The organism is Streptomyces plumbidurans (assembly GCF_019857225.1).
GTDB lineage: Bacteria > Actinomycetota > Actinomycetes > Streptomycetales > Streptomycetaceae > Streptomyces > Streptomyces plumbidurans.
This window is the reverse complement of sequence record NZ_JAFJSY010000042.1, coordinates 89,130-114,011: the sequence shown is the minus strand read 5'-3', so window position 1 is coordinate 114,011 and position 24,882 is coordinate 89,130. Positions and strand designations below refer to the sequence as shown.

General features: G+C 71.3%; 20 protein-coding genes. 8 read left to right on the top strand and 12 right to left on the bottom strand.

Going from position 1 to position 24,882, the window contains the following annotated elements:
* The first annotated feature begins 1,756 nt into the window (after positions 1–1,756).
* Complete coding sequence (locus JYK17_RS25400; RefSeq protein WP_222811242.1) at positions 1,757–2,959, top strand: amino acid deaminase/aldolase; 1,203 nt, start codon at positions 1,757–1,759, stop codon at positions 2,957–2,959.
* A 55-nt stretch (positions 2,960–3,014) separates the two neighbouring features.
* Here JYK17_RS25400 and JYK17_RS25395 read toward each other — a convergent pair whose 3' ends face one another.
* The 4 genes from JYK17_RS25395 to JYK17_RS25380 all read right to left on the bottom strand — a co-directional run bounded on the left by JYK17_RS25395 (position 3,015) and on the right by JYK17_RS25380 (position 7,567).
* Positions 3,015–3,935, bottom strand: a complete 921-nt coding sequence (locus JYK17_RS25395; protein WP_222811243.1) for a DUF2510 domain-containing protein — start codon at positions 3,933–3,935, stop codon at positions 3,015–3,017.
* A gap of 106 nt (positions 3,936–4,041) precedes the next feature.
* Positions 4,042–4,824 (bottom strand): 3-oxoacyl-ACP reductase, encoded by a 783-nt coding sequence (locus tag JYK17_RS25390; RefSeq protein WP_108011678.1) that lies wholly within the window; start codon positions 4,822–4,824, stop codon positions 4,042–4,044.
* A complete protein-coding gene (locus tag JYK17_RS25385; protein WP_222811241.1) occupies positions 4,821–6,194 on the bottom strand; it encodes an aldehyde dehydrogenase family protein in 1,374 nt (457 codons plus the stop codon). Before JYK17_RS25385 ends, JYK17_RS25390 begins: the two co-directional genes overlap by 4 nt.
* Positions 6,195–6,202: 8 nt before the next feature.
* The gene (locus JYK17_RS25380; protein ID WP_222811240.1) at positions 6,203–7,567 is read right to left on the bottom strand and encodes a glutamine synthetase family protein; all 1,365 of its coding nucleotides are present in this window, start codon (positions 7,565–7,567) and stop codon (positions 6,203–6,205) included.
* 92 nt (positions 7,568–7,659) lie between these two features.
* Between JYK17_RS25380 and JYK17_RS25375 the strand changes: the two genes are divergently transcribed.
* Both JYK17_RS25375 and JYK17_RS25370 read left to right on the top strand, forming a co-directional pair.
* Positions 7,660–8,394 (top strand): FadR/GntR family transcriptional regulator, encoded by a 735-nt coding sequence (locus JYK17_RS25375; protein WP_222811239.1) that lies wholly within the window; start codon positions 7,660–7,662, stop codon positions 8,392–8,394.
* Between the two features lie 48 nt (positions 8,395–8,442).
* A complete protein-coding gene (locus JYK17_RS25370; RefSeq protein ID WP_108011686.1) occupies positions 8,443–9,147 on the top strand; it encodes a gamma-glutamyl-gamma-aminobutyrate hydrolase family protein in 705 nt (234 codons plus the stop codon).
* 465 nt (positions 9,148–9,612) lie between these two features.
* Here the strand turns inward: JYK17_RS25370 and JYK17_RS25365 are convergent, their stop codons facing one another.
* The gene (locus tag JYK17_RS25365; RefSeq protein WP_222811238.1) at positions 9,613–10,539 is read right to left on the bottom strand and encodes a LysR family transcriptional regulator; all 927 of its coding nucleotides are present in this window, start codon (positions 10,537–10,539) and stop codon (positions 9,613–9,615) included.
* A 70-nt stretch (positions 10,540–10,609) separates the two neighbouring features.
* Between JYK17_RS25365 and JYK17_RS25360 the strand changes: the two genes are divergently transcribed.
* Positions 10,610–11,815, top strand: a complete 1,206-nt coding sequence (locus JYK17_RS25360; RefSeq protein WP_222811237.1) for a TDT family transporter — start codon at positions 10,610–10,612, stop codon at positions 11,813–11,815.
* Here JYK17_RS25360 and JYK17_RS25355 read toward each other — a convergent pair.
* The 4 genes from JYK17_RS25355 to JYK17_RS25340 all read right to left on the bottom strand — a co-directional run bounded on the left by JYK17_RS25355 (position 11,727) and on the right by JYK17_RS25340 (position 17,423).
* Positions 11,727–12,446 (bottom strand): helical backbone metal receptor, encoded by a 720-nt coding sequence (locus JYK17_RS25355; RefSeq protein WP_222811236.1) that lies wholly within the window; start codon positions 12,444–12,446, stop codon positions 11,727–11,729. The two genes, JYK17_RS25360 and JYK17_RS25355, sit on opposite strands and share 89 nt — an antisense overlap.
* Before the next feature lie 6 nt (positions 12,447–12,452).
* Complete coding sequence (locus JYK17_RS25350) at positions 12,453–13,019, bottom strand: helix-turn-helix domain-containing protein (RefSeq protein WP_108011694.1); 567 nt, start codon at positions 13,017–13,019, stop codon at positions 12,453–12,455.
* A gap of 746 nt (positions 13,020–13,765) precedes the next feature.
* Positions 13,766–16,378, bottom strand: a complete 2,613-nt coding sequence (locus JYK17_RS25345) for an ABC transporter permease/substrate binding protein (protein WP_222811235.1) — start codon at positions 16,376–16,378, stop codon at positions 13,766–13,768.
* Positions 16,371–17,423, bottom strand: coding sequence for a quaternary amine ABC transporter ATP-binding protein (locus tag JYK17_RS25340; protein ID WP_108011698.1), 1,053 nt, complete (start codon positions 17,421–17,423; stop codon positions 16,371–16,373). The genes JYK17_RS25345 and JYK17_RS25340 overlap by 8 nt, the downstream gene beginning before the upstream one ends.
* Before the next feature lie 193 nt (positions 17,424–17,616).
* On the opposite strand from JYK17_RS25340, the gene JYK17_RS25335 reads away from it, so the two are divergent.
* Together JYK17_RS25335 and JYK17_RS25330 are read left to right on the top strand one after the other, a co-directional pair.
* Positions 17,617–18,546: a 5'-3' exonuclease gene (locus JYK17_RS25335; protein ID WP_234548444.1), complete on the top strand. Its 930-nt coding sequence runs from the start codon at positions 17,617–17,619 to the stop codon at positions 18,544–18,546.
* A gap of 60 nt (positions 18,547–18,606) precedes the next feature.
* Positions 18,607–19,455 carry a siderophore-interacting protein gene (locus JYK17_RS25330; protein WP_128803543.1) on the top strand — a complete coding sequence of 283 codons (849 nt, stop codon included), beginning with the start codon at positions 18,607–18,609 and terminating at the stop codon, positions 19,453–19,455.
* Positions 19,456–19,508: 53 nt separating this feature from the next.
* On the opposite strand, the gene JYK17_RS25325 is transcribed toward JYK17_RS25330, so the two are convergent.
* From JYK17_RS25325 to JYK17_RS25315, 3 genes are all read right to left on the bottom strand, one after another.
* Complete coding sequence (locus tag JYK17_RS25325) at positions 19,509–20,285, bottom strand: ABC transporter permease (RefSeq protein ID WP_108011702.1); 777 nt, start codon at positions 20,283–20,285, stop codon at positions 19,509–19,511.
* A complete protein-coding gene (locus JYK17_RS25320; RefSeq protein WP_128803542.1) occupies positions 20,282–21,298 on the bottom strand; it encodes an ATP-binding cassette domain-containing protein in 1,017 nt (338 codons plus the stop codon). Before JYK17_RS25320 ends, JYK17_RS25325 begins: the two co-directional genes overlap by 4 nt.
* 178 nt (positions 21,299–21,476) lie before the next feature.
* Positions 21,477–22,100, bottom strand: a complete 624-nt coding sequence (locus tag JYK17_RS25315) for a PadR family transcriptional regulator (RefSeq protein WP_222811234.1) — start codon at positions 22,098–22,100, stop codon at positions 21,477–21,479.
* A gap of 159 nt (positions 22,101–22,259) precedes the next feature.
* Here JYK17_RS25315 and JYK17_RS25310 point away from each other — a divergent pair, with 159 nt between their 5' ends.
* Together JYK17_RS25310 and JYK17_RS25305 are read left to right on the top strand one after the other, a co-directional pair.
* Positions 22,260–23,210, top strand: coding sequence for an RluA family pseudouridine synthase (locus JYK17_RS25310; protein ID WP_222811233.1), 951 nt, complete (start codon positions 22,260–22,262; stop codon positions 23,208–23,210).
* Between the two features lie 652 nt (positions 23,211–23,862).
* A complete protein-coding gene (locus tag JYK17_RS25305; protein WP_128803539.1) occupies positions 23,863–24,876 on the top strand; it encodes a terpene synthase family protein in 1,014 nt (337 codons plus the stop codon).
* The last annotated feature ends 6 nt before the right edge of the window (positions 24,877–24,882 follow it).

Sequence of the window (24,882 nt, the reverse complement as noted above, 5' to 3'; positions counted from 1 at the left end):
TGCGCGCCGGGGCGTTGCGCCGGGTCCGCCTGCGTGCCGGGACGCCGCGCCGAGTCCCCCTGCATGCCAGGACGCTGCGCGGGGTCGGCTTGCGCGCCGGGGCGCCGCGCCGGGTCCGCCTGCACACCGGGACGCTGCGTTGAGCCCGCCTGCACACCTGGACGCTGCGCCGAGTCCGCCTGCCTGTCGGGACGCCGCGCGAAGTCGGCTGGCGCGTCGGGATGCCGCGCCGAGTCCCCCTGCGCGCCAGGACGCTGCGAAAAGTCCGCCTGCCCACCTGGACGCTGCGCGGAGTCGGCTTGCGCGCCGGGACGCCGCGCCGAGTCCCCCTGCGCGCCAGGACGCTGCGAAAAGTCCGCCTGCCCACCTGGACGCTGCGCGGAGTCGGCTTGCGCACCAGGACGCCGCGTCGAGTCCCCCTGTACGCCAGGACGCCGCACCGGGTCTGCCTCCACGCCGGGACGCCGTGCGGAGTCGGCCTGCGCGTCAGGGCGCCGCGCTGGGTCCCCCTGCACACCGGGAGGCTGCGAAAAGTCCGCCTGCCCACCTGGACGCTGCACGGAGTCGGCCTGCGCGCCAGGGCGCCGCGTCGAGTCCGCCTCCACGCCAGGACGCCGCGCGGAGTTGCCTTGCACGCCGGGACCCTGCGCGGAGTCGGCCTGCGCGCCAGGGCGCCGCGTCGAGTCCGCCTCCACGCCAGGACGCCGCGCGGAGTTGCCTTGCACGCCGGGACCCTGCGCGGAGTCGGCCTGCGCGCCAGGGCGCCGCGTCGAGTCCGCCTCCACGCCAGGACGCCGCGCGGAGTTGCCTTGCACGCCGGGACCCTGCGCGGAGTCGGCCTGCGCGCCAGGGCGCCGCGTCGAGTCCCCCTGCACACCGGGACGCTGCGCGGAGTCGCCTTGCACGCCAGGATGGCGCGAAGAGCCCGTCTGCACGCCGGGAAGCCGCGAGGAGCCCGCCTGCACACCGGGACGCTGCGAAGAGTCAGTCTGCACACCCGGCCGCCGTGTAAAGCCCGCCTGAGCGCCCGGGCGCCGTACCGCATCCCCCGTGTTCGCGTCCGCGCCGCCGGGACGGTGCCCCGTGGCTGGGGCGGGCCCGGTGCCGGGGAGCCCCGTGGAACTCGAGCCCCACGCAGAGCCCTCGGCCGGCCGGTCCGTGGTCGCCCGGCGCTCCCGGGGGGATGGCGCCGACGCTGCGAGGTGGTCGGGGGTGGGGGCGTCGGCCTCGTGGTTGCTTGCGGCGGGCAAAGGAACATCGTCCTCGTTGTCGTCCCAGGACGTCGCACGGGGCGGGGTGCCGTCCGTTTCGCCGTTGGCCCAGGGGGACCAGGATGTGCGGTGCCAGGGGGACCAGGCGCCGGACGTTGCGGAGGGCGGGGTCTCGGTCGCGTCCTGGGTGGGTTCGGGGTTCGCCCCGGCCGTCGGCGGCTCGGAGGGACGCGGTGGGATCGAGGCGTGCTGCGCTTCCGTGCTCATGCACCCCCCGTTTCCTCGCGCCCGGGCCGACTACCAGTACGCGGGCCGTCGTCCGTGCGCTCAACCGGTCGACGCCGGGTCAGTCCGTCCCGGGGCACGCATACCCGTACGAGCGGACCGGCATCCGTCGGCACCGTGTGCGGCCGACGTCGTTCCGCCGTACGTGCGCGTCACTCTACGGGTTGCCGATGTCGATTCGGGAACCAGTCCACGAGCCCGGGGGATCTGCCCGGAACGTCCCCCTACCCTGCGGTAATCCTGTCTGGCAGGCTTCGTTCATGACTGCGCGCGCCGCCGACCGGGCCCGTTACGACCGGGCCACCGCCCACCTGGACGCCCCTTTGGCCATCGTGGACCTGGACGCCTTCGACTCCAACGCGGACGATCTCGTGCGCCGCGCCGGCGGCAAGCCGATCCGCGTGGCCAGCAAGTCCGTACGCTGCCGGGCCCTGCTGGAGCGGGTCCTGGACCGGGACGGGTTCGCAGGTGTGATGGCCTTCACCCTCGCCGAGTCCCTCTGGCTGGCGCGCAGCGGTTTCGACGACATCCTGCTCGCCTACCCGTCCGCGGACCGCGCCGCGTACGCCGAGCTCGCCGCCGACCCCAAGCTCGCCGGCGCCGTGACCGTGATGGTCGACGACCCCGCGCAGCTGCGGTTCATCGAAGAGGCGCGCGACGGCGGGCGCGAAGTCATCCGGGTCTGCCTGGAGTTGGACACCTCGCTCAAGCTGCTGGGTGGACGCGTGCGCATCGGGGCGCGCCGCTCGCCGCTGCACTCCCCCGCCCAGGTCGCCGACATGGCGCGGGCCGTCGCGCGGCGGCCCGGCTTCAAGGTCGTGGGGATCATGGCGTACGAGGGCCACATCGCGGGCGTCGGCGACTCCGTCGCCGGGCGTCCGCTGCGGTCGCGTGCCGTGCGGCTCATGCAGGCCACCGCACGCCGGGAGCTGGCCGAGCGGCGCGGCGCCGTCGTGCGCGCGATCCGGGCGGTCGTACCCGACCTGGAGTTCGTCAACGGCGGCGGCACCGGCAGTGTGCAGTACACGGCCGCGGAGGACGCGGTCACCGAGATCGGCGCCGGATCCGGGCTGTACGTGCCGCGCCTGTTCGACAACTACACGTCGTTCAGCGGGCGTCCGGCGGCACTGTTCGCCCTGCCCGTCGTGCGTCGCCCCGGGGTCGGGGTGGTGACGGTGCTGGGCGGCGGATACCCCGCCTCCGGTGCGGCCGGCGGCGACCGGCTGCCGGTCCCCCATCTGCCCGAGGGCCTGCGCTACGACCCGCAGGAGGGCCCCGGCGAGGTGCAGACCCCGCTGCTCGGCTCCCCCGCCGACGACCTGCTGATCGGCGACAGGGTGTGGTTCCGGCACGCCAAGGCCGGTGAGCTGTGCGAGCGGTTCGACGTGCTGCATCTCGTGGAGGGCGAGACCGTGACGGCGACCGTTCCCACGTATCGCGGGGAAGGGCACACCTTCCTCTAGCGGCTTCCTCCAGCGGCTTCCTCTGGCGGCCCGTCCGTTCGCGGAGCATCGGTCCTCAGTCCGTCGGGCCGATGCTGCTGCCCACTCCGCCGCCGGTGGCCGCGTCGTCGATCGGCCGGATGCCCCTGGTGATCTTGTCCATGTCGGTGAGCGGCGGCCCGTCCTCGCCCGCGTCGAAGACGAACCGTACGAGCACCGGCGCCTCGGTGCCGACGCTGGAGGGGAAGGCGAGGGACTCGACGTAGCCGCCGGGGCCCTTGGCCGTCCTGACGCGCCAGCGCACGTAGTACCCCGCCCGTCCGGCGACCGCGATCTGCCCGGAGCCGACCTGCTTGTGGGACGTGATGCCGCCGTAGGGGCGCCGGTCGACGAGGTCACGGTCGTAGGCCGCGTCGGCGGCGTCGGAGATGTCCTTTTTGGCGAGGGCCTCGGGAGAGCTGGTGCCGCTCCCGCTCGCCGTGCGGGAGATGACGAGGCCGTGCCGGCACACTCCGGGGTCGCCCGGGCAGTCGTAGGTCCCGTCGGTGGTCATGACGACGTCGTCCTCGGTGACGTACTGCGGTCTGACCCAGCCGTCGGGCAGCGGCAGCGTGATGCCGTTGAGCTGGTCGGTGACCACGGCCGGGTCGTCGGCCGAGGGCTGGGACGTGGACGCCGAGGGCGAGGGGGCACCGGTCGTCGGTGAGGCGCCGGAGGTGGCGGGGTTCGGGACGGTACGGACGTTGGTGCCGCCGCCGTCGTCGCCCTTGCCGACGTAGAGCGCGCCGGTGACGATCGCCGCGACCAGGACGGCGCCCGCGGCGGTCAGCGCGACGACCTTCGCCCGGCCGGAGCCGCCGCCCCCGGCCGACGGCGGCCGCACGGGCACCGTCGGCGCGGCGGCCGGGGCACGGTGCTCGGTCCAGGCCGTGCCGTCCCACCATCGTTGCAGGTGGGGGGCCGACGGATCGGGATACCAGCCGGGCGGGGGCGACATGCTCATTGAGGCACTCTAGGACGGGGGTCGAAGATCAGTACACGACTCCTGGAGCGGCACTCCTGGAACGGGACTCTCGGATCGGGGACTCGTTGGAGCCGGATGTCTAGAGCGGTGTGACGTACGCGCCCGCGATCCCGCCGTCCACCAGGAAGTCGGTGGCGTTGACGAAGGACGCGTCGTCGCTGGCCAGGAAGGCCACGGCGGCGGCGATCTCGTCGGCCTCGGCGAACCGGCCGACCGGGATGTGCACGAGACGGCGGGCGGCCCGCTCCGGGTCCTTCGCGAACAGCTCCTGCAGCAGCGGGGTGTTGACCGGTCCCGGGCACAGCGCGTTCACGCGGATGCCCTCGCGGGCGAACTGCACGCCCAGTTCGCGGGACATGGCGAGCACTCCGCCCTTGGACGCGGTGTACGAGATCTGGGACGTGGCCGCTCCCATCCTCGCCACGAAGGACGCGGTGTTGATGATGGAGCCCTTGCCCTGGCGGCGCATGTAGGGGATGGCGGCCTTGCAGCACAGGTAGACGGAGGTGAGGTTGACCTCCTGGACGCGCTTCCATGCCTCCAGGCCGGTCTCCAGGATGGAGTCGTCGTCGGGCGGGGAGATGCCCGCGTTGTTGAAGGCGATGTCGACGCTGCCGTAGGTGTCGAAGGCGGTCTTGAAGAGGGCCTCGACCTGCTCGGCGTCGGTGACGTCGACCTTCACGAAGAGCCCGCCGACCTCCTCGGCGGCCGCCTTGCCGCGGGCCTCGTCGACGTCGCCGCAGACGACGTGCGCGCCCTCGGAGGCGAGCCTGCGCGCGGTGGCGAGCCCGATGCCGCTGCCGGCTCCGGTGATGACGGCGGTGCGGCCGACCAGGCGTCGGCAGACAGGGGTGTCGGTCACTGTGCGGGGCCTTCCGTGCTGATGAAGACGTTCTTGGTCTCGGTGAAGGCGGCCAGGGCGTCCGGGCCGAGTTCGCGGCCGATGCCGGACTGCTTGAAGCCGCCGAAGGGGGTCCAGTAGCGGACGGCGGAGTGGGAGTTGACGGACAGGTTGCCGGCGCGCACGGCCCGCGAGACGCGCAGGGCGCGGCCCAGGTCGCGGGTCCACAGGGAGCCGGCGAGGCCGTACGGGGTGTCGTTGGCGAGGCGGATCGCGTCCTCTTCGTCGGTGAAGGGAAGCAGGACCGCGACCGGGCCGAAGATCTCCTCACGGGCCGCCGGCGAGTCGGGCCGCTCCCCCGTGAGCACGGTCGGCGGGAACCAGAAGCCGGGTCCGTCGGGTGCGACACCGCGCAGGGCCGGGGCGTCCGCGGGCACGAACTCCCGTACCCGGTTCAGTTGCTGACGGGAGATCAGGGGTCCCATCTGGGTCTTCTCGTCGCCCGGATCGCCCACCACCACCGCGGACAGCGCGTCGGCGAGCAGCTCGCGGACCTCGTCGTACACCTGCTCCTGGACCAGGATCCGGGTGCGGGCGCAGCAGTCCTGGCCGGAGTTGTCGAGGAAGGAGAACGGGTCGGCCGCGGCCTTCAGGTCGGCGTCTGCGAAGACGATGTTGGGGCTCTTGCCGCCGAGTTCGAGAGTGACGCGCTTGAGCAGCGCCGAGCCCTTCGCCAGCACCTGCTTGCCCACGGCCGTCGACCCGGTGAACACGATCTTGGCTACGCCCGGGTGCTCGACGAGGGCGTTGCCCGCGACGGGTCCGTGGCCGGGCAGCACCTGGAACAGGCCCTCGGGCAGGCCCGCCTCCAAAGCGAGTTCGGCCAGGCGGAGCGCGGTCAGCGGGGTGGTCTCGGCGGGCTTGAGGAGGACCGCGTTGCCCGCCGCGAGCGCGGGAGCCGTGCCCCAGGCCGCGATCGGCATGGGGAAGTTCCAGGGCGCGATGACGCCGACGACCCCCAGCGGTTCGGGGATCGTGACGTTCAGGCCGCCCGGTACCGGGATCTGGTGGCCCATCAGCCGCTCCACTCCCCCGGCGGCGTAGTCGAGCAGGTCACGGGCGTTGCTCGCCTCCCAGCGGGCGTTGCCGACGGTGTGGCCGGCCTCGCGGACCTCCAACTGGGCCAGTTCTTCCAGGTGTTCGTCGACGGAGACGGCGAACCGGCGCAGCAGCCGGGCCCGGTCGGCGGGCGGCAGCGCGGCCCACCTGGCCTGTGCGGCGGTGGCGCGTACGACGGCCGCGTCCACGTCGGAGGCCGTCACGGCGGGGACGGTGGCGACGACCTCCTCGGTGGCCGGGTTCAGTACCTCGAGCTCGGACTCGTTCGACACGAAGGGCCTCACATGCGTTCGAAGGAGCGGCGCAGCTCCCAGTCGGTCACCGCGGCGTCGAAGGCCTCCAGCTCGACGCGCGCCATGTTGCGGTAGTGGGCGACGACCTCGTCGCCGAAGGCGGCCTGGGCGATCGGGCTGTTCTCCCAGAGCGCGGCGGCCTCCCGCAGCGTGGTCGGGACGTGCTCGTACTCGGCGGTGTACGCGTTGCCCGCGCAGGCATCGGGCAGTTCCAGCTTCTGCTCGATGCCGTACAGCCCGGCCGCCACCAGACCGGCGACGGCGAGGTAGGGGTTGACGTCGCCGCCGGGCAGCCGGTTCTCGAAGCGCAGGGAGCGGCCGTGGCCGACGACGCGCAGGGCGCAGGTGCGGTTGTCGTGGCCCCAGGCCACGGCGGTGGGGGCGAAGGAGCCCGGCTGGAACCGCTTGTAGGAGTTGATGTTGGGGGCGTACAGGAGCGAGAAGTCGCGCAGCGCGGCGAGTTGTCCGGCGAGGAAGTAGCGCATGACGTCGGACATGCCGCCCTCGCCGTCCCCGGGCATGACGTTGTTGCCGGCGGCGTCGGCGAGCGAGAGGTGGATGTGGCACGAGTTGCCCTCGCGCTCGTTGTACTTGGCCATGAAGGTGATCGACACGCCCTCCTGGGCGGCGATCTCCTTGGTGCCGGTCTTGTAGATCGCGTGCTGGTCGCAGGTGCGCAGGGCCTCGTCGTAGCGGAAGGCGATCTCGTGCTGGCCGGGGTTGCACTCCCCCTTGGCGGACTCGACGGTCAGGCCCGCGCCCGCCATCTCGTTGCGGATGCGGCGCAGCAGCGGCTCGATCCGGCCGGTGCCGAGCACCGAGTAGTCGACGTTGTACTGGTTCGCCGGTGTCAGGCCGCGGTAGTTCGCGTCCCAGGCCTGCTCGTAGGTGTCCTTGAAGACGATGAACTCCAGCTCCGTGCCGACCTGGGCGGTGAAGCCGTGTTCGGCGAGGCGGTCGAGCTGGCGGCGCAGGATCTGCCGCGGGGCGGCGAGGACGGGCGAGCCGTCGTTCCAGGCGAGGTCGGCGACGACCATGGCCGTGCCGGGGTTCCACGGCACGCGGCGCAGGGTGGTGAGGTCGGGGTGCATGGCGAAGTCGCCGTAGCCGCGGTCCCAGGAGGACATGGCGTAGCCGTCGACGGTGTTCATCTCCGTGTCGACGGCGAGGAGGTAGTTGCAGCCCTCGGTGCCGTGGTGCAGGACCTCGTCGAGGAAGAAGCGGGCGGCGAACCGCTTGCCCTGCAGCCGCCCTTGCATGTCGGGGAAGGCCAGGACGACAGTGTCGATCTCACCGCTCGCGACGAGGGCGTGCAGCTCCTCGACGCCGAGTGGGGGTGTGCGGTCTGCCACGGGAGATCTCCTTCGGCTGCTGCGCTTTTTCCACCGGGCCGGAAGCCATAAGGTATTCCGGAGAACCATTGCTTGGGAAGGGGGTGCGGCGAGTGTCGGTGGATGCCGACGGCGGCCCGGACGACCGGTTGACGCCGGTACTGCGGCCGGTGCGCGCGGGCAACGGTTTCGAGGAGGCGCTGGAGCAGATCCTGCAGGTGGTACGGCTGGGTCTGGTGCCGGGGGGCGAGCGGCTGCCGGCCGAACGCGAGCTGTCGGAGCGGCTCGGGATCAGCCGGGTGACGCTGCGCGAGGTGCTCAAGGTGCTGCAGGACCAGGGCCTGGTGGAGTCCCGGCGCGGGCGCTACGGCGGCACCTTCGTGCTGCCCCGCGCGGACGCGGGCGGCGAGGACGAGCTGCGGCGCCGGATCGCCGAGGTCGACATCGAGGACGTACTGCGCTTCCGGGAGGTCCTGGAGGTGGGGGCCGCGGGTCTGTGCGCCACGCACGGGCTCGGCAAGGAGCAGGCCGACCGGCTGCGCGAGGCACTGGACCGCACGGGCGACGCTCCGCTCGCCGAGTACCGCCGGCTGGACACCCTGCTGCATCTCACGCTCGCGGAGCTGTGCGGCTCGCCGACGCTGACCGCGCAGTACGCGGCGGTCCGGGCCACGGTGAACGACCTGCTCGACTGCATCCCCCTGCTCGTACGCAACCTGGAGCACTCGCAGCGGCAGCACGTCGCCCTCGTCGAGGCGGTCCTGGACCGGGACGCGGACGGGGCACGGACGATGATGCGGGAGCACTGCGCGGGGACGGCCGCGCTGCTCAGGGGATTTCTGGCGTAACCAAAGGTTTCTTTCGAGTCCATTGCTCTGAGCGGGAGGACGGACGTTATGGCGGGCGGGCCGTTGATCGGTGTCAGTACGTATCTGGAGGCCGCGGCGCGCTGGGGCGTGTGGGAGCTGGAGGCGGCGCTGCTGCCGGCCGGCTATCCGCGGTTGGTGCAGCGGGCGGGCGGCATGGCGGTGATGCTGCCGCCCGACGAGGCGTCCCGGGCCGCGGACGTCGTGTCCCGGCTGGACGGCGTGGTGATCGCGGGCGGCCCGGACGTCGACCCGGCCCGCTACGGCGCGGAGCGCGATCCCCGCACCGGGCCGCCCGCCCCTGCCCGCGATGCCTGGGAACTGGCCCTGATCGACGCCGCGTTGGCGGCCCGCGTCCCCCTGCTGGGCATCTGCCGCGGCATGCAGCTCCTGAACGTCGCCCTCGGCGGCACCCTCGTCCAGCACCTCGACGGCCATGCGGAGGTCGTCGGCACCTTCGGCCACCACCCGGTCAAGCCGGTCCCCGGCACCCGCTACGCCACCGCCGTCCCGGAGGAGACGTCCGTCCCGACGTACCACCACCAGTCCATCGACCGCCTAGGCACTGGCCTGCTCCCTTCGGCGTATGCGGCGGACGGCACGGTGGAGGCGGTGGAGCTGCCTTCGGCCGAGGGGTGGGTGCTGGGCGTGCAGTGGCACCCGGAGATGGGGGCGGATGTGCGGGTGATGCGGGCCCTGGTGAAGGCGGCGGAGCGGCCTCCGACCACCCCCTGAGCACCGACCGATCGGCAGACGCCGCCCACCGATCGAGCGCCGCACCGCCAGCTGCGGCAGCCGCAAGCCTGCCGGGCTCACACGGAGGCTTGCGCCCGCGCGCGGCAGCACCCCGCGTCGCGGTACACCGCTGCCGTCCCGGAAGCGGCACGACTGGGCACCGCGCCGCGGACATCAGCCGCCAACGCCCGCGCACAGCGCCACCCCCGCCTCACGGCACGCCACCGCTTCCCAGGAAAGGCCCAACTGCGCGCCGCGCCGCAAGCACCGACCGCCGTTCGAGCACCGCACCCTTGGCCCCGGCCGCCAAGCGCGAACTCCGCGCCCGCGCAGCCCCACCCCCGCCCCACGGCCCGCCGCCACCATCCCGCAAGCAACCCGCCCGAGCACCGCACCGCAAGCACCCGCCGCCGTCCAAACACCGCCCCCGTGCCCCGCCCCCACCCGCCAAAGCCGAGCGCAGCGCTACCCCCGCGTAAGCGACAGCAACCCCCTGGCCGGTCCCGTCGGGCGGTGGCCCGTTGGCCAGACCGCGCGCAAGTCGCGCGCCAGCGCCACCCCCTCGACCGGCACCCGCACCAACCGGCGCATCGCCAGTTCTTCCCTCACGGCCAGTTCGCTCAGTACGGCGGGGCCCGCGCCGCTGACTACTGCCGCCTTCACCGCGGTTGTGGAGGACAGTTCGATCAGGGGGCGGGCCAGGCCGCCCAGGGCCGCGTCCAGGACCTGGCGGGTGCCGGAGCCCTTTTCGCGGAGGATCAGGGGGGTCGACGCCAGTTCGGAGGCGGCCAGGGGGCGCCTGCGGCGGGCCCAGGCGTGGCCGGGTGCGGTCACGACGATGAGGTGGTCGTGGGCGATGACGGCGGAGTCCAGGCCGTGCGGGACGTCGACGCCCTCCACGAAGCCGAGGTCAGCCTCGCCGGAGAGCAGGCGCTGCGCGACCGCCGCCGAGTTGCCCGCGAGCAGGGACACCGCCGTGTCCGGGCGCTCGGCCCGCAGGGCCAGGAGCCAGCCGGGGAGGAGGTATTCGGCGATGGTCATGCTCGCCGCCACCCGCAGCCGCGAGTCCCGCCGGTCCCGCAGCGCCTGCGCCCCCGCGTCGAAGGCCTCCGCCGCCTCCACGATCCGCCGCGCCCAGTCCGTGACCAGCGCGCCCGCGTCCGTGAGACGCGAGCCGCGCGGGGAACGGTCGACCAGGGCCACGCCCAGCTGGCGCTCCATCGACCGGATCCGGCTGCTGGCCGCCGGCTGGGTGATGCCCACCTCCCGCGCGGCCGCGCCCAGGCTGCCGAGCCGCGCCACCGCCAGCAGCAGCTCCAGCGCCCCGAGATCAGGCACCCGGTGCGCCAGATTGCCCGCACCGCCGAAAGCCCGCGCACCCTCTTCGCTCATAACCCCAGGTTATGCCCCGATAGAACAACACTCCCTGGTGGCCCACCCCCGCCCACGGGACCGTGAACGCATGGTCACCGCAGCCCAGCACCTTCCGCACGCGACCGCACGCGCCCCACGCACTCCTCGCGCCGCGGCCGTCCGTCACCTCGGACCCAACTGGTACGCCGCCGTCATGGGCACCGCCATCGTCGGCACGGCGGGAGTGGGCCTCCCCGGCCACGTCCTCGGCCACGCCCCCGTCCACATCCCCGGCCTGCGCACCCTGTGCACCGCCGTGTGGGTACTCTCCCTCGCCCTGCTCGCCGCCCTGCTCGTCGCCCGCGCCCTGCACTGGACCCACCACCCCGACCAGGCCCGCGCCCATCTCCTGGACCCGTCAGCCGCCCCCTTCTACGGCTGTCTCTCCATGGCCCTGCTGGCCGTCGGCGGCGGCGCCCTCGCCGTAGGCCGCGACTGGATCGGCCAGCAGGCGGCGCTCGCCCTCGACGCCGTACTGTTCACCGCCGGGACGGTGGTGGGACTGGTGGCCGCCGTGGCGGTGCCGTACCTGATGGCCGTACGGCACCGGATCGAGCCGGGGCAGGCCTCCCCGGTGTGGCTGCTGCCCGTCGTCGCGCCCATGGTCTCCGCGTCGCAGGGCCCGCTGCTCGTACCGCATCTGCCGCCGGGGCAGCCCCGCGAGACCCTGCTCCTCGCCTGTTTCGCGATGTTCGGGCTCAGCCTGCTGGCGACCCTGGTGATGCTGCCGGTGATCTTCGCCCGGCTGATCACCGGCGCGCCGCTGCCGCTCGCCCTCACTCCGGCCCTGTTCCTGGTGCTCGGCCCGCTCGGCCAGTCCACCACCGCCGTCGGCAAGGTCGCGGACGCCGCACCCGGGGTCGTACCGGCGCCGTACAGCGAGGGACTGGACGTCCTCGTCGTACTGTACGGCGTCCCGGTCATGGGCTTCGCGCTGCTGTGGCTCGCGTTCGCCGCCGCCCAGGTGCTGCGGGCGCGGCGGCACGGCATGGGCTTCTCGATGACGTGGTGGGCGTTCACCTTCCCTGTCGGCACGTGCGTCACGGGCGCCGAGGTCCTCGCCCGACGCACCGGGCTGCTCGCCTACGACTGGCTGGCGGTCGGGCTGTACGCCCTGCTCGTCGCCGCATGGGGCGCCGCCTCGGTGTGCACGGCCCGCGGTCTGGTCAGCGGCGAGCTGCTCGCAGTACCTCGGCCAGCACCCGCGGGGCCTGGGCCAACGACGGTCCGTACCACGTCAGATGACGTCCGCTGACGAGAGCGCAGCGCAGCCCCGGGAAGGCCTCGGGGCCGTCGTCGGCGGTGAAGCGGTACGGCTCGTCCGGCAGCACGACGACGTCGGGGGCGGCCGCCCGCAGCTCCTCGACCGGCACGCGGGGATAGCGCTCGGGGTGAGCCGACCAGAGGTGGTCGACGCCCAGCCGGGCCAGGACGTCACCGGCGAACGTGTCGCGGCCCAGCACCATCCACGGCCGCCGCCAGATCGGCACCACGGCCGTCAGGCGGGGCCCGGTGTCCGGCAGCCGCGACCAGGCCGTCTCCGCCTCGTCCAGCCAGCGCGGCCGGGAGACCGCCCCGCAGGCCTCCAGCACCCGGTCCAGCTCCCGGAAGGCCTGCGGCACGTCCCGCACCTCGGTCACCAGGACCTCGACCCCCGCCTCGCGCAGGGCGTCGAGGTCGGGCTCGCGGTTCTCCTCCTCGTTGGCGATCACCAGATCGGGGGCGAGGGCGAGAACGCGGTCGAGCTTCGGGTTCTTGGTGCCGCCGACACGGGGGACGGCGAGGTCGGCGGGGTGGCTGCACCAGTCCGTCGCCCCGGCCAGGACGCCCGGCAGCGAGACGGCGACCGCCTCCGTCAGGGACGGCACGAGGGAGACGACGCGCATCCGCGGCTACCGCGACCGGTTCTGGACCGCCTCGACGTGCTCGGCCACCGCGACGACGACGACGCGGGTGTCCGACACCGTCGCCCGCCAGCGGTGCCGCACACCGCCGGTCAGATACAGCGTGTCCCCGCGGCCGAGCCGGTAGGCGCGCCCCTCGGCCTCGATCTCGACCGCGCCGTCGGCGACGTACATCAACTGGTCGTTGCGGTACTGGAATTCACGGCCCGCGTCATGGTCGCCGGTGAACTCCGAGGCGTGCATCTGGTGGTGACCCCGCACCAGGGAACGCACCCGCGGCCGGTCCGGCGGCTCGCACGTCTCCGCGCGCACGACGTCGACGCTGCACGCCGGGTCGGCGGCGGCGAGGAGTTCGACGGCGGTGGTGCGCAGCGCGTCGGCGACCTTCTCCAGGGACGCTCTGCTGGGCCGCGCCCGGTCGTTCTCGACCTGGCTCAGGAACGGGACCGACAGGCCGCTGCGCTCGGCCACGACGGCGAGGGTGAGCTGCAGCGCCCGGCGCCGTCGCCGTACGGCCGCGCCCACTCGCAGGGGCTGTTCCTTGTGGTCGCCCATCGCTCCCGCTCCCTCCTTGGCTCGTGGTCCGTGCGGCGGTTCGCCATGCTGAGCTTCGCCGTCCGCGGGCGGTGCTTCTGAAGAGTTCTCTGCACCTTACGCAGGTTCGGCAAACCGTTTCACGCGCCCGTCACATCCTCGTAAACACCGCGTGCGGTCAATTCGCCAATTCCCGGCGCCCGCTGAGCCCGCACGGCCCGTCGGACGCGGATTCCACCTCAAGGGCGAAAACGCTGACCAGGGGGCCCGGACGCCCGCCCGGGCCGGTGCCGGCACAGCCGGCGCACAGGACGCGGATCGCCGGCCGGCACGGGTCGGCACGACCTGCGGACGACTCCCTCGCGGGAATACGCCCGCCCTCGCGCGCGGGACGCCCGTCCGCGCCCGCCGGCGATCGGCACCGTAGTCCTCTTCTTTCGTTTTCTTCGTTTCAATGCGCGCACGAGCGCATGTGTTCCCGGCGCTTGCCCTCGCCCGCCGCATGCGATCAGGCCCGTGATCAGGGCTTGCCCGCCGGAGGACGAAGTCCCCTGCCGCGGCGGGCAGTTGATGCACGAGGCCGTCACGGACCCGGTGGCGTCGGTCCGGTTGGCCGCTACCGCACGCCTGCGCACATGCGTCCGGGGCGCCTTCGGCACCGCGCTGGAGGGTGCGGTGCCGTCGGTGCCCCGGACGAGTGGGCGGTGAGGCTCAGGTGAAGATGTAGCGCTATGTGGTTGGCCGGATCCTTTTCGTACCCGGGGTCACTACGGCGTCATCCGGCCGACCACCTCGGGGTGCTTCTTGGCCCACGCGGCGACCGCCTGCTCCTCATGCCCCTGGCCCTGCTGATTGATCTCGCTCTCCAGACTGCCGAGCTCGCCCTCGCTCATGTGGAAACCCTTGATCCACTTGGTGAGCTGCGGGTACTGCCCGGTGAACTTCTCATTGGTGATGGTGCGGATCGTGTTGCCCTCGCCGAAGAGCTTCTTGTCGTCCTTCAGCTTGGTGAGGTCGTAGCGGCTGTAGGCCCAGTGCGGCGACCAGAGCACGACGGCGACCGGCTTCTTCTGGGCGTAGGCGCGCTTGAGTTCGGCCAGCATCGCCGGGGTGGAGCCGTCGACGACCTTGTACTCCTTGTCGAGGCCGTAGCCCGGCAGGACCTTCGTCTTGAGGAGGTTCATCTCGCCGGTGCCCGGCTCGATCCCGATGATCTTCCCGTCGAAGGTGGACGCCTTGCCCTTGAGGTCCTCCAGCGACTTGACGCCCTTCACGTACGAGGGCACGGCGACTTCCAGCGAGGTCGGCTGGTACCAGGTGCCCAGGTCCTTGAGGCTGTCCTTGCTCTTGTCCCAGTAGTTCTTCTGGGCATACGGCAGCCAGGCGTCGAAGTTGACGTCCAGGTCGCCGGAGGCGAGGCCGGTGTAGACCGGGCCGACGTCCATCTGCTTCAGGTTCAGCTTGTAGCCGCGCTTTGCGAGGACGTTCTTCCACAGGTAGGTGACGGCGACGTCCTCGTCCCAGGGGAACCAGGCGACGTTCACCGGCCGCTTGGCCTCGGCCGGGGTGGAGCCCGCGCCGCCGGAGACGGGGGCCAGCTTGTCGACGACCCCGGGGTTGTCCTTCAGCCAGGCCCGCACGGCGTCCTGCTGCTTGCCCTTGCCCGCCTTGTTGATCTCGGCTTCCAGGCTGGTGAGCTGCTTCTCGCTCATCATGAAGTTCTTCAGCCACTTGCCGACGACAGGGTTGTCCTTGGCGAAGCCCTTGCGGGAGAGCGTGTGCACCCCGTCGCCCTTGCCCCAGGCGCCCTTGGGGTCCTTGAGCTTCTTCAGCTTGTAGTCGTTGTACGCCCAGTGCGGCGACCAGAGCGTGGTGACGATCGGCTCCTGCTTGCTGTACGCCCGCTTGAGCTCGGCGAGCATGGCGGGCGTGGAGCTGTCGACGACCTTGTACTCCTTGTCGAGGCCGTACTCCTTCAGCACCTTGCTCTTGAGCAGGGCCATCTCACCGGCGCTGGACTCGATGCCGGTGATCTTGCCGCCGAAGGTGGACGCCTTGCCCTTGAGGTCCGACAGGGAGTTGATGTCCTTCATGTACGCCGGGACCGTCAGCTCCAGCGAGGTCCGGTCGTACCACGAGCCCAGGTCGTCGAGCTTGCTGCCGTACTTCTTCCAGTACTGCGCGTGGGTGGTCGGCAGCCAGGAGTCGGTCTCGAAGTCGATGTTGCCCTGGGCGAGGGAGGTGTAGAGCGGGCCGGCGTCGAACTGCTTGACGTCGACCTGGTAGCCGCGCTCCTCCAGGATCTCCTTCCACAGGAAGGTGGAGGCGACGCCCTCGTCCCAGGGGATGTAGCCGATGGAGACCTTCTTGCCCTGACCGACGTTCTTGCCGTCCGAGACGGCGGAACCGCCCGAGCCGGAGCCGAACATGCCCATGCCGCCCGCCACGAGGGCAAGGACGACGACGCCGACCACGGCAATCTGCGGGCTCGGCCGGTACGACCAGATCTTCACGCCCTGCGCGGCGCGTGCCTTGGCGGCGGCGCGGCGGCCCAGCGGGGAGACATGGCTGCCCAGCGCGCCGGTCATCCGGTCCAGGTAGATCGCGAGGATCACGATCGCGACACCTGCCTCGGAGCCGAGGCCGACGTTGAGCTGCCCGATGGCCTCGTTGACGTCGCCGCCGAGGCCGCCGGTGCCGACCATGCCGGCGATCGCGGCCATGGACAGGCCGAGCATGATGACCTGGTTCACGCCGGCCATGACGGTCGGCAGGGCGAGCGGCAGCTGCACGCGCAGGAGCGTGTCGCGGGGCGTGGTGCCGAACGCGTCGGCGGCCTCCACCAGTTCCTTGTCGACCTGGCGGATGCCCAGCTCGGTCATCCGGACGCCGGGGGCGAGCGCGAAGATCAGGGTGGCGACGATGCCCGCGGAGGCGCCGGTGCCGAAGAACAGGATCGCCGGGATGAGGTAGATCATCGCGGGCAGGGTCTGCATGAAGTCCAGGATCGGGCGGACGACTCCGCTGACCCGGTTGGAGCGCGCGGCCCAGATGCCCACCGGCACCGAGATCACCAGTGCGATGATCGTGGCGACGAGGACCAGTGCGAGGGTCACCATCGCGTCGTCCCACAGTTCGAGGGAGTCGACGAAGGCGAATCCCACGAAGGTGAGGACACCGGCCAAGGTGCCGCGCAGCCAGAACGCGAGCACGGCGAAGATGCCCGCGAGCAGCAGGGGCTGGGGTGCCTGGAGGACGGCGTTGATGCCGTCGTAGGTGCCCGTGAAGACGGTCTTGAAGAAGTCGAAGAGCCACGAGGCATGGCCGAGCAGCCAGTCCACCGTGTCGTTGACCCAGTCGCCGAGCGGGATCCTAGGCACGGGTCACCGCCTTCTCGTCGCCGAGGAAGCCGACCAGGCGCTGCCTCGGTACCACCCCGACGAGTTTGCGTTTGTCGTCGAGCACGGCCACCGGGTGGGTCAACCGGGCGCTCATCGCGCACAGTTCGGTGAACGGCGTGTCGGGCGTCGCGGTCTCGCAGTCGCTCTCGCAGCCGCAGTCCGCCTCGTCGCCGCGGACGTCCCGGTCCATGACGGCGGACGCGGTCAGCACCCGGGAGCGGTCGACGTCCTTGATGAAGGACTCGACGTAGTCGTTGGCCGGCCGCAGCAGGATGTCCTCGGCGGTGCCGGTCTGGACGATCTCGCCGTCGCGCATGACGGCGATCCGGTCGCCCAGGCGCATGGCCTCGTTGAGGTCGTGGGTGATGAAGACGATGGTCTTCTTCAACCTCTGCTGCAGTTCCAGGAGCTGGTCCTGCATGTCGCGGCGGATCAGCGGGTCGAGCGCGCTGAACGACTCGTCCATCAGCAGCAGGTCGGCGTCCGTGGCCAGCGCGCGGGCCAGGCCCACGCGCTGCTGCATGCCGCCCGAGAGCTCGTCGGGCCAGGACTCCTCCCAGCCGGCCAGACCGCACAGGGCCAGCGCCTCGCCGGCGCGCTTGTCGCGCTCGGCGCGGGGCACGCCCTGCACGGCCAGGCCGTAGGCCGCGTTCTCCAGGACACTGCGGTGCGGGAACAGTGCGAAGTGCTGGAAGACCATGCTGATCTTCCGTGCGCGCACCTCGCGCAGTTCGCGGGCACCGAGCGCGGTCAGGTTCTGCCCGTCGAAGCTGACATGTCCGGCGGTCGGCTCCAGCAGACCGTTGAGCATGCGCAGCAGCGTGGACTTGCCGGATCCGGACAGGCCCATGACGACGAATATCTGGCCGGGTTCGACGGTGAAGGAGGCGTCGATCACGGCGGCGGTGGTGCCGTCGGCACGCAGTTCCTCGCGATCGGCCCCCTGCCGGAGCCGCTCGACCGCTTTGTCTGGTTGTCTGCCGAACACCTTGTAGAGATGTTCGGCCTCAAGCCTGGATGACACGCGAAGCCCTCTTGCTCGACGACAGGAACTGGAGCCGACAGGGCATGACCGGTTGAAGGGGCAACCGCATCGCTCCGGGGCGGCGCCTGCCCAAAGTGGTCCAGTCCAAACCCACCAGTTGGCCTGTTCACAGGGCGTTTGCACTCGTCACACTGGGGTTGTGGCCGGGTGACTGTCAGTGCCGTACGGCATGATGCGAGACGTGACCGGACGACTGATGCTCCTCGACACCGCCTCGCTCTACTTCCGCGCCTACTTCGGCGTCCCGGAGTCCGTGAAGGCCCCGGACGGCACACCGGTGAACGCCGTGCGCGGGCTGCTGGAATTCATCGACCGCCTGGTCAAGGACCACCGTCCCGACCTTTTGGTGGCCTGCATGGACGCCGACTGGCGCCCCCAGTGGAGGGTCGACCTCATCCCCTCGTACAAGGCGCATCGCGTCGCCGAGGAGCGCGCGGCGGGCCCGGACGAGGAGGAGGTGCCCGACACGCTCTCCCCGCAGGTGCCCGTCATCGAGGCCGTCCTCGACGCCCTGGGCATCGCACGCGTGGGCGTGGAGCCCTACGAGGCGGACGACGTGATCGGCACGTTCACCGCCCGCGCGAAGGGTCCGGTCGACATCGTCACCGGCGACCGCGACCTGTACCAGCTCGTGGACGACGCGCGCGGGGTACGCGTGCTCTACCCCCTCAAGGGCGTCGGCACGCTGCAGCTGACCGACGAGGCCTGGCTGCGCGAGAAGTACGGGGTCGACGGCAGGGGGTACGCGGATCTGGCGCTGCTGCGCGGCGACCCGAGCGACGGGCTGCCGGGCGTGCCCGGGATCGGCGAGAAGACGGCCGCGAAGCTGCTCGCCGAGTTCGGGGACCTGGCCGGGATCATGGCCGCGGTCGAGGACCCGAAGGCGAAGCTCACGCCGTCGCAGCGCAAGCGGCTCGACGAGTCGCGGCCGTACGTCGCGGTGGCGCCGAAGGTGGTCAAGGTCGCGGACGACGTCCCGCTGCCGGACGTCGACACGGCCCTGCCGCACGCCCCGCGCGACCCGGCGGCCCTGGAGGAGCTGGCGGCGCGGTGGGGTCTGGGCGGGTCGCTGCAGCGCCTGTTGACCACGCTCGGCGCATAAGAGGAACTCCCCCGTCGTGCTAACTTAGGTAAACCTAAGCACGGAGCAGGGGAGGTCGCCATGGCAGAACGTCCGGCCCGCAAGCCACGCAGGGCGCGGTCCGCGCAGGTCGTCCGCACCGAGCGGCTGACCCCGCACATGCAGCGCGTGGTCCTCGGAGGCGAAGGGCTGGCCGACTTCGCGGCCGACACCTGCACCGACCACTATGTGAAGCTGCTGTTCCCGCCCGCCGACGGCATCACCTATCCGGAGCCCTTCGACATGGAGCGCATCCGCGAGGAACTGCCGCGCGAGCAGTGGCCGGTGACGCGCACCTACACCGTGCGCGCCTGGGATGCGCAGTCACTGGAGATGACGCTGGACTTCGTGGTCCACGGCGACGAGGGCCTGGCCGGCCCGTGGGCGGCGCGCGTCCAGCCGGGCGAGACCGTCCGGTTCATGGGCCCCGGCGGGGCCTACGCCCCCGATGTGAGCGCGGACTGGCATCTGCTGGTCGGCGACGAGAGCGCGCTGCCCGCGATCGCCCGCTCCCTGGAGTCGCTGCCCGACGGTGTCCGGGCGCATGCCTTCGTCGAGGTCTCCGGCCCCGGTGAGGAGCAGAAGATCGACTCCGACGTGGAGGTCGTCTGGCTGCACCGCGGTGAGCGGCCGGTCGGCGAGCTGCTGTGCGAGACCGTGCGCGCCCTGGAGTTCCCCGAGGGCCGGCTGCACGCGTTCGTGCACGGCGAGGCGCACTTCGTGAAGGAGCTGCGCCAGCTGCTGCGCGTCGAGCTGCAGATCCCGCGCGAGGACCTGTCGATCTCCGGCTACTGGCGGCTCGGTCACAACGAGGACGGCTGGCAGGCCTCCAAGCGTGAGTGGAACGCGCGCATCGAGCAGGAGCAGGAGGGCTCGGCGCCGGCCGCGTGAGAGCTGTCCCGAAGGGGTGGCACCTCACCGAGGTGCCACCCCCTTCGGCGTGCTCACACCTTGCGCTGGTACGACCGGAACGTGCGGATCGACAGCCACACCGCCGCCACCGCCAGCACGAGCAGCGCGCCGCCGCGGCTGGAGACATCACCCCAGTCGGGGTTCTCGGACAGTGCCGAACGGCCCGCGATCATCGCCCAGTTGAGCGGGTTGAAGTCGGCGATGTGCCGCATCCAGCCGGGCATCTGGGACGGCGCCATGAAGGCACTGGACAGGAACGTCAGCGGCAGCAGCAGGAAGGTGTTGATGCCGATGATCGACTCGCGCTCCTGCACCAGCATGCCCAGCGCGTTGGACAGCGCCCCGAAGACCGTGCCGAGCAGCACGGAGGCGAGGACCAGGACGGCGACCCCGACGACGCCGCCCGGGTAGTCGGCGCCGCCCGCAAGGGCGAGCAGCACGATGACGACCGACTGGAACGCGGTGACCAGGCCGTTGTTGACGACGTTGCCGTTCATCAGCGCGGCCCTGCTGACCGGGGTGGTCAGGAACCGGTTGAGCGTGCCGCGCTGGATCTCCTCCAACGTGGCCATCCCGGCCCACATGTTGGAGCTGAGCGCGCTCATCGCCACCACGCCGGGGACCAGGTAGTCGAGATAGCTGGTCGTCCCGAAGCCGCCCAGCTCGACGATCTTCTTGAAGAGGTTGCCGAACAGGAAGAGCCAGATCACCGGCTGGATCAGGGTGATGATCGCGTACGCCGGCTGCCGGGTGAACACCAGCAGCTGACGCTGGGTCATGTACCAGGTCTGGGAGATCGCCGTGCTCATCGCGCACCTCCGGCGAGGACGAGGCCGTCGGTCGCTTCGGTGTCCGCCTCGGAGTAACGGCGGCCCGCATAGCGCAGGTAGACGTCGTCGAGGGAGGGCCGGGCGACGGTCGCGGCGGCGACCCCCACCCCGGCCCGGTCCAGGGCCGTGAGCAGTGCCGGTACGGCGGCCGCTCCGTCGTCGGCGCGGACGCTGACGCGGCGCCCGTCGACCAGCACCTCGTGCAGGCCGGACAGCCGGCCGATGGCGCCCTCCAGGAGCGTACGGCCGGCGTCGCCGACCGCCTCCCTGAGCTCCAGATGGATGGCGTCGCCCCGCAGCTCGCCCTTGAGGGAGTCGGGTGTGCCCTCGACGACGACCCTGCCGCGGTCGACGATGGCGACGCGCTCGGCGAGCCGGTCGGCCTCGTCGAGGTAGTGCGTGGTGAGCAGGATGGTCAGTCCCTCCTCGCCCGCCAGCCGGTCGATCTCGTCCCACATGGCGGTACGGGCCTCGGGGTCGAGACCGGTGGTGGGCTCGTCGAGGAAGAGCACCTCGGGCCGGTGCACCAGGCCGAGGGCGACGTCGAGGCGGCGCCGCATGCCGCCGGAGTAGCCCTTGACGGGCCGCTTCGCGGCGTCGGCGAGGTTGAAGCGGTCGAGCAGCTCGGCCACACGACTGCTCAGGTCGGCGCCCCTCAACCCGTAGAGCCTGCCCTGGAGTTGGAGGTTCTCGCGGCCGGTGGCGACCGGGTCGGCGCCGGAGCCCTGGGCGACCACGCCGATCGCGCGGCGCACCCGGTCGGGGTGGCGCAGCACATCGTGTCCGGCGACGGTCGCCGTGCCCGAGTCGGGCTTCGCCAGGGTGGTGAGGATCTTGACGGTGGTGGACTTGCCGGCGCCGTTGGGCCCGAGGAGCCCGAAGACGGTGCCCGGTTCGACGGTGACGTCCATGCCGCGCAGCGCGGTGACATCACCGGCGTAGGTCTTGATCAGCTGGCGCGCCTCCACGGCGGGCGCACGGGTGGTACTCATGATGACAGCTCTCCTGATATGCGGATGACAGCGGATGACAGCTGATCCGTCCGTGCCGGGAGCGCCGGGCTATCCTGGGTGTGCCGCACCTCGATCGCCTGGCGCCGCCGCACGGCGGACTCAGCTCGGGGTTCGGGACCCCGGCCACGCTGCTCCAACAGCCCGGCCGGGGTCCTTTTCATTGGGTGAACTCCGGTGGCAGCTCCCCCGTTTCGTGGAAGCGGCGCCACGCGTCGACGCCGGGCAGCGTGCCCTTCTCGATCTCCTCCAGGAAACCGCGGACCCACCGCGCCTGCGCCTCGACCATGTGCAACTGGTACTCGACCTCGACGAGGACGAGCCGCGGCAGCGTCTCGCTGAGCTTGTCCAGCGCCGCGCGTCCGCCGGCCACCTCCACCTCGAGGTTCTGCAGCCGCTCCTCGAGCAGCCGCACCACCTCGTCGGGCGGCAGGGCACCGAGCAGCGACAGCGCGGTCTCGAAGATCGGGAACTCCTTGGCCGGGACGGCCAGCAGATCGGACAGCCAGTCGGCCATCTCCTCCCGCCCCGCCTCGGTGAGCCCGTAGACCGTGCGCTCGGGCCGGTTGCCCTGCCGCTCGACGTCGGCGACCTCGACGAAGCCGTGCTTCTGGAGGTTCTGCACGACCGTGTAGAGCGAGCCGTAGTTGATCTTCGTGGTGACGTCCTTCCCCTGTCTGCGCAGGGTCTGGGCGATCTCGTACGGATGCATCGGCTTCTGCCAGAGCGTGACCATCACGGCAAGCGCCAGCGGGTTGCTGAGCTTGCGGCGCTTCATCGCCATGACGGTCACCTCACTTGCCTCGTCCGCTGCCTCGTCTACGAATATCCGTGGCCGAACATATCTCGACTCGCCAGTGCACGTCAATACACACGATGTATCGCGTTCGAGCGAGCGGCGCAAGGTCCGGCAGTCCTACCCGGCGCCGTACCCTTGATCGTGATGAGTCGAAGGCCGCGCGTTCCGCCCTCCCCCCTGCCGCAGCGGCAGGGGGTCGATCCGGTGCGGGTGCGGTTTCCCGCCGGGGGCCCCTGGGCCACCGCGCGGGAGTATCTGGTGGAGCGGCTGAGCGCGGCGGGGCCCGGCGTCGTCGACGGGATGTTCGCCGCCGGCCGGATCGTCGGCGCCGACGGACGGGCCGTCGCGCCCGACACGGCGTACGAACCCGGCATGTTCGTGTGGTTCCACCGCGAACTGCCGAGCGAGGTTCCGGTGCCCTTCCCGCTGGAGGTCGTGCACCGCGACGAGCACATCGTCGTCGTCGACAAGCCGCACTTCCTGGCCACCACCCCGCGCGGCAGCCATGTCACCGAGACCGTTCTCGCGCGGCTGCGCCGGGAGTTGGGCATCCCGTCCCTGGGCGCCGCGCACCGCCTCGACCGGCTCACCGCCGGGCTGGTGCTGTTCACGGTGCGGCCCGAGAAGCGCGGCGCCTATCAGTCGCTGTTCCGCGACAAGCTGGTTCACAAGGAGTACGAGGCGATCGCCCCGCACGAACCCGGACTTGACCTTCCCCGGACCCTGCGCAGCCGGATCGTGAAGGTGCGTGGTGTGCTCGCCGCCTACGAGGTGGAGGGCGAACCGAACGCGGTCAGCCGCATCGAGCTGGCGGAGCACCGGGCGGACGGTCTCGGCCGGTACCGGCTCGTGCCGAGCACCGGGCAGACCCATCAGCTGCGCGTCCACATGAACAGGCTCGGTACGCCCATCCTCGGCGATCCGCTCTACCCCGTGGTGACCGACGCCGTGCCGGCCGGCGATTTCCGGCGCCCGTTGCAACTCCTGGCGCGAACGCTGGCGTTCACCGATCCGGTCACGGGGGCACAGCACCGGTTCCGAAGCGGCCGCAGCCTGGAAGCCTGGGCCTCCTACGAGAACTGGGCCGGTCGTTGACCGACCAAGTCCGACCATTCTTTGTCCCAAAGGCGGAATGACAGCCCCCGCTCACGGCTCACGCGGTGACAAGTGCCGCGCATTTCCCACCAGTTCACTCGCACAGCCGTGAACGAATCAGAACCAACCCTTTCGGATCGATGCCACGCATGACAACATTTCAACCAAGTGCGCCCCTCGTGTGCCGTCATACGCTCCTCCTACGCTCCTTCACGGACACCGGAGACACACGCACGCTGGGGTGTACAGCCACAAGTAGGACGTTCTTGCGGAGGCTCGGACCATGACTTCATGTCGTGTTGGGTGCGCGGTAGCAACCCCGGACGACCGTCCGCGTCTCTTATGGCGTCACTTATGCAGCGCGACACCCCATAAAACCGAACAACAACTCGCCGGAAATGCGGGGCGGGGTCGTATTCCGAGGTAATACCGGAACTTCCCATTCAGACCGCCGTCATGGCTGCTCGGAACAGCGGACAAGACCCAGTGCCCCTTCTCGCGGCTCATGGAAAGCTCCCTGTACGAATCCCCCTCCATGGACCTGTGCAATTCGGCGCTCGGCACCAGTTGGCCAGTTTTTCTTCGACCGGTTCCGTCAGCAGGCCCTGTACGTGCGGTGCAGAAGGACACCGTCACCACTCAGGAGGCAACCGTGTTGGACACCTTCCAACTACCCGCGTTCTACATGCCGTTCAAGGCCACGGTGAACCCGCACTTGGAGGATGTCCGGCCACGCGTCCGGGCCTGGGCATGGTCGCTCGGCCTGCTGGAGCCCCAGCACACCGACTCGCTGCACGGCGGGTGGAGCGCCGAGGTCTTCGACCGGGCGGACTTCACCCTGTTCACCGCGCTGACCTACCCCCACGCCTCCGCCGCCGAACTGGAGCTGCTGTCCAGCTGGCACAGCGTCATCTGGTGCCTCGACGACGTCTTCCTGCCGTGGTGCGAGGAGCTCGGCCACCGCTCCCGGATCCTGGAGCGCATCGAGCGGCTGATGGCCTTCCTGCCGGTGACGGCCTACGGCTCGGGCCCGGCTCCGCAACATCCGCTGGAGCGGGCGCTGCTGGACCTGTGGCACCGCACGGCCCCCTCGGCGTCGCGCGCGTGGCGCGTCCTCTACACCCATTCCGTACGGCAGTTCCTGGAAGCCTCGCTGTGGGAGGCGGACAATCTCACGCGCCGCCGATACCCCGATCTCGTCGAACAGACCGAGATGCGCCGCGATTTCGGGGCGGCCGGATGCAGCGCACTGCTGATGGAGCATTCGCTCGGCTGGGAGATGACCGAGGAGATTCGCGCGACCCGGCCCTTCACCGTGCTGATCAACTCGTTCCGGGACACGGTCGATCTGCACAACGACATCGTGTCCTACCCCAAGGAGGTCCGCGAAGGGGCCGCAAGGAACAACATCGTGCACGTGGCGCGGGAACTGTACGACATACCGCTGCACGAGGCGGTCTCCCTCGTCGACCGCATTCTCACCGGCCGGGTCAGGACGCTCGACGAAACGGTCCGGACCGATCTGCCGCAGGCGCTGCGCGATCTGCGCGCGGACCACGCCACCCGGCACGCCGTGCTGCGGCACGCCCGTGCCATCCAGGGCTGGGCGGCGGGCTCGTACCACTGGCACAAGGGCACCGACCGGTACCGTATGGCCGCCGTCTGACTCCGG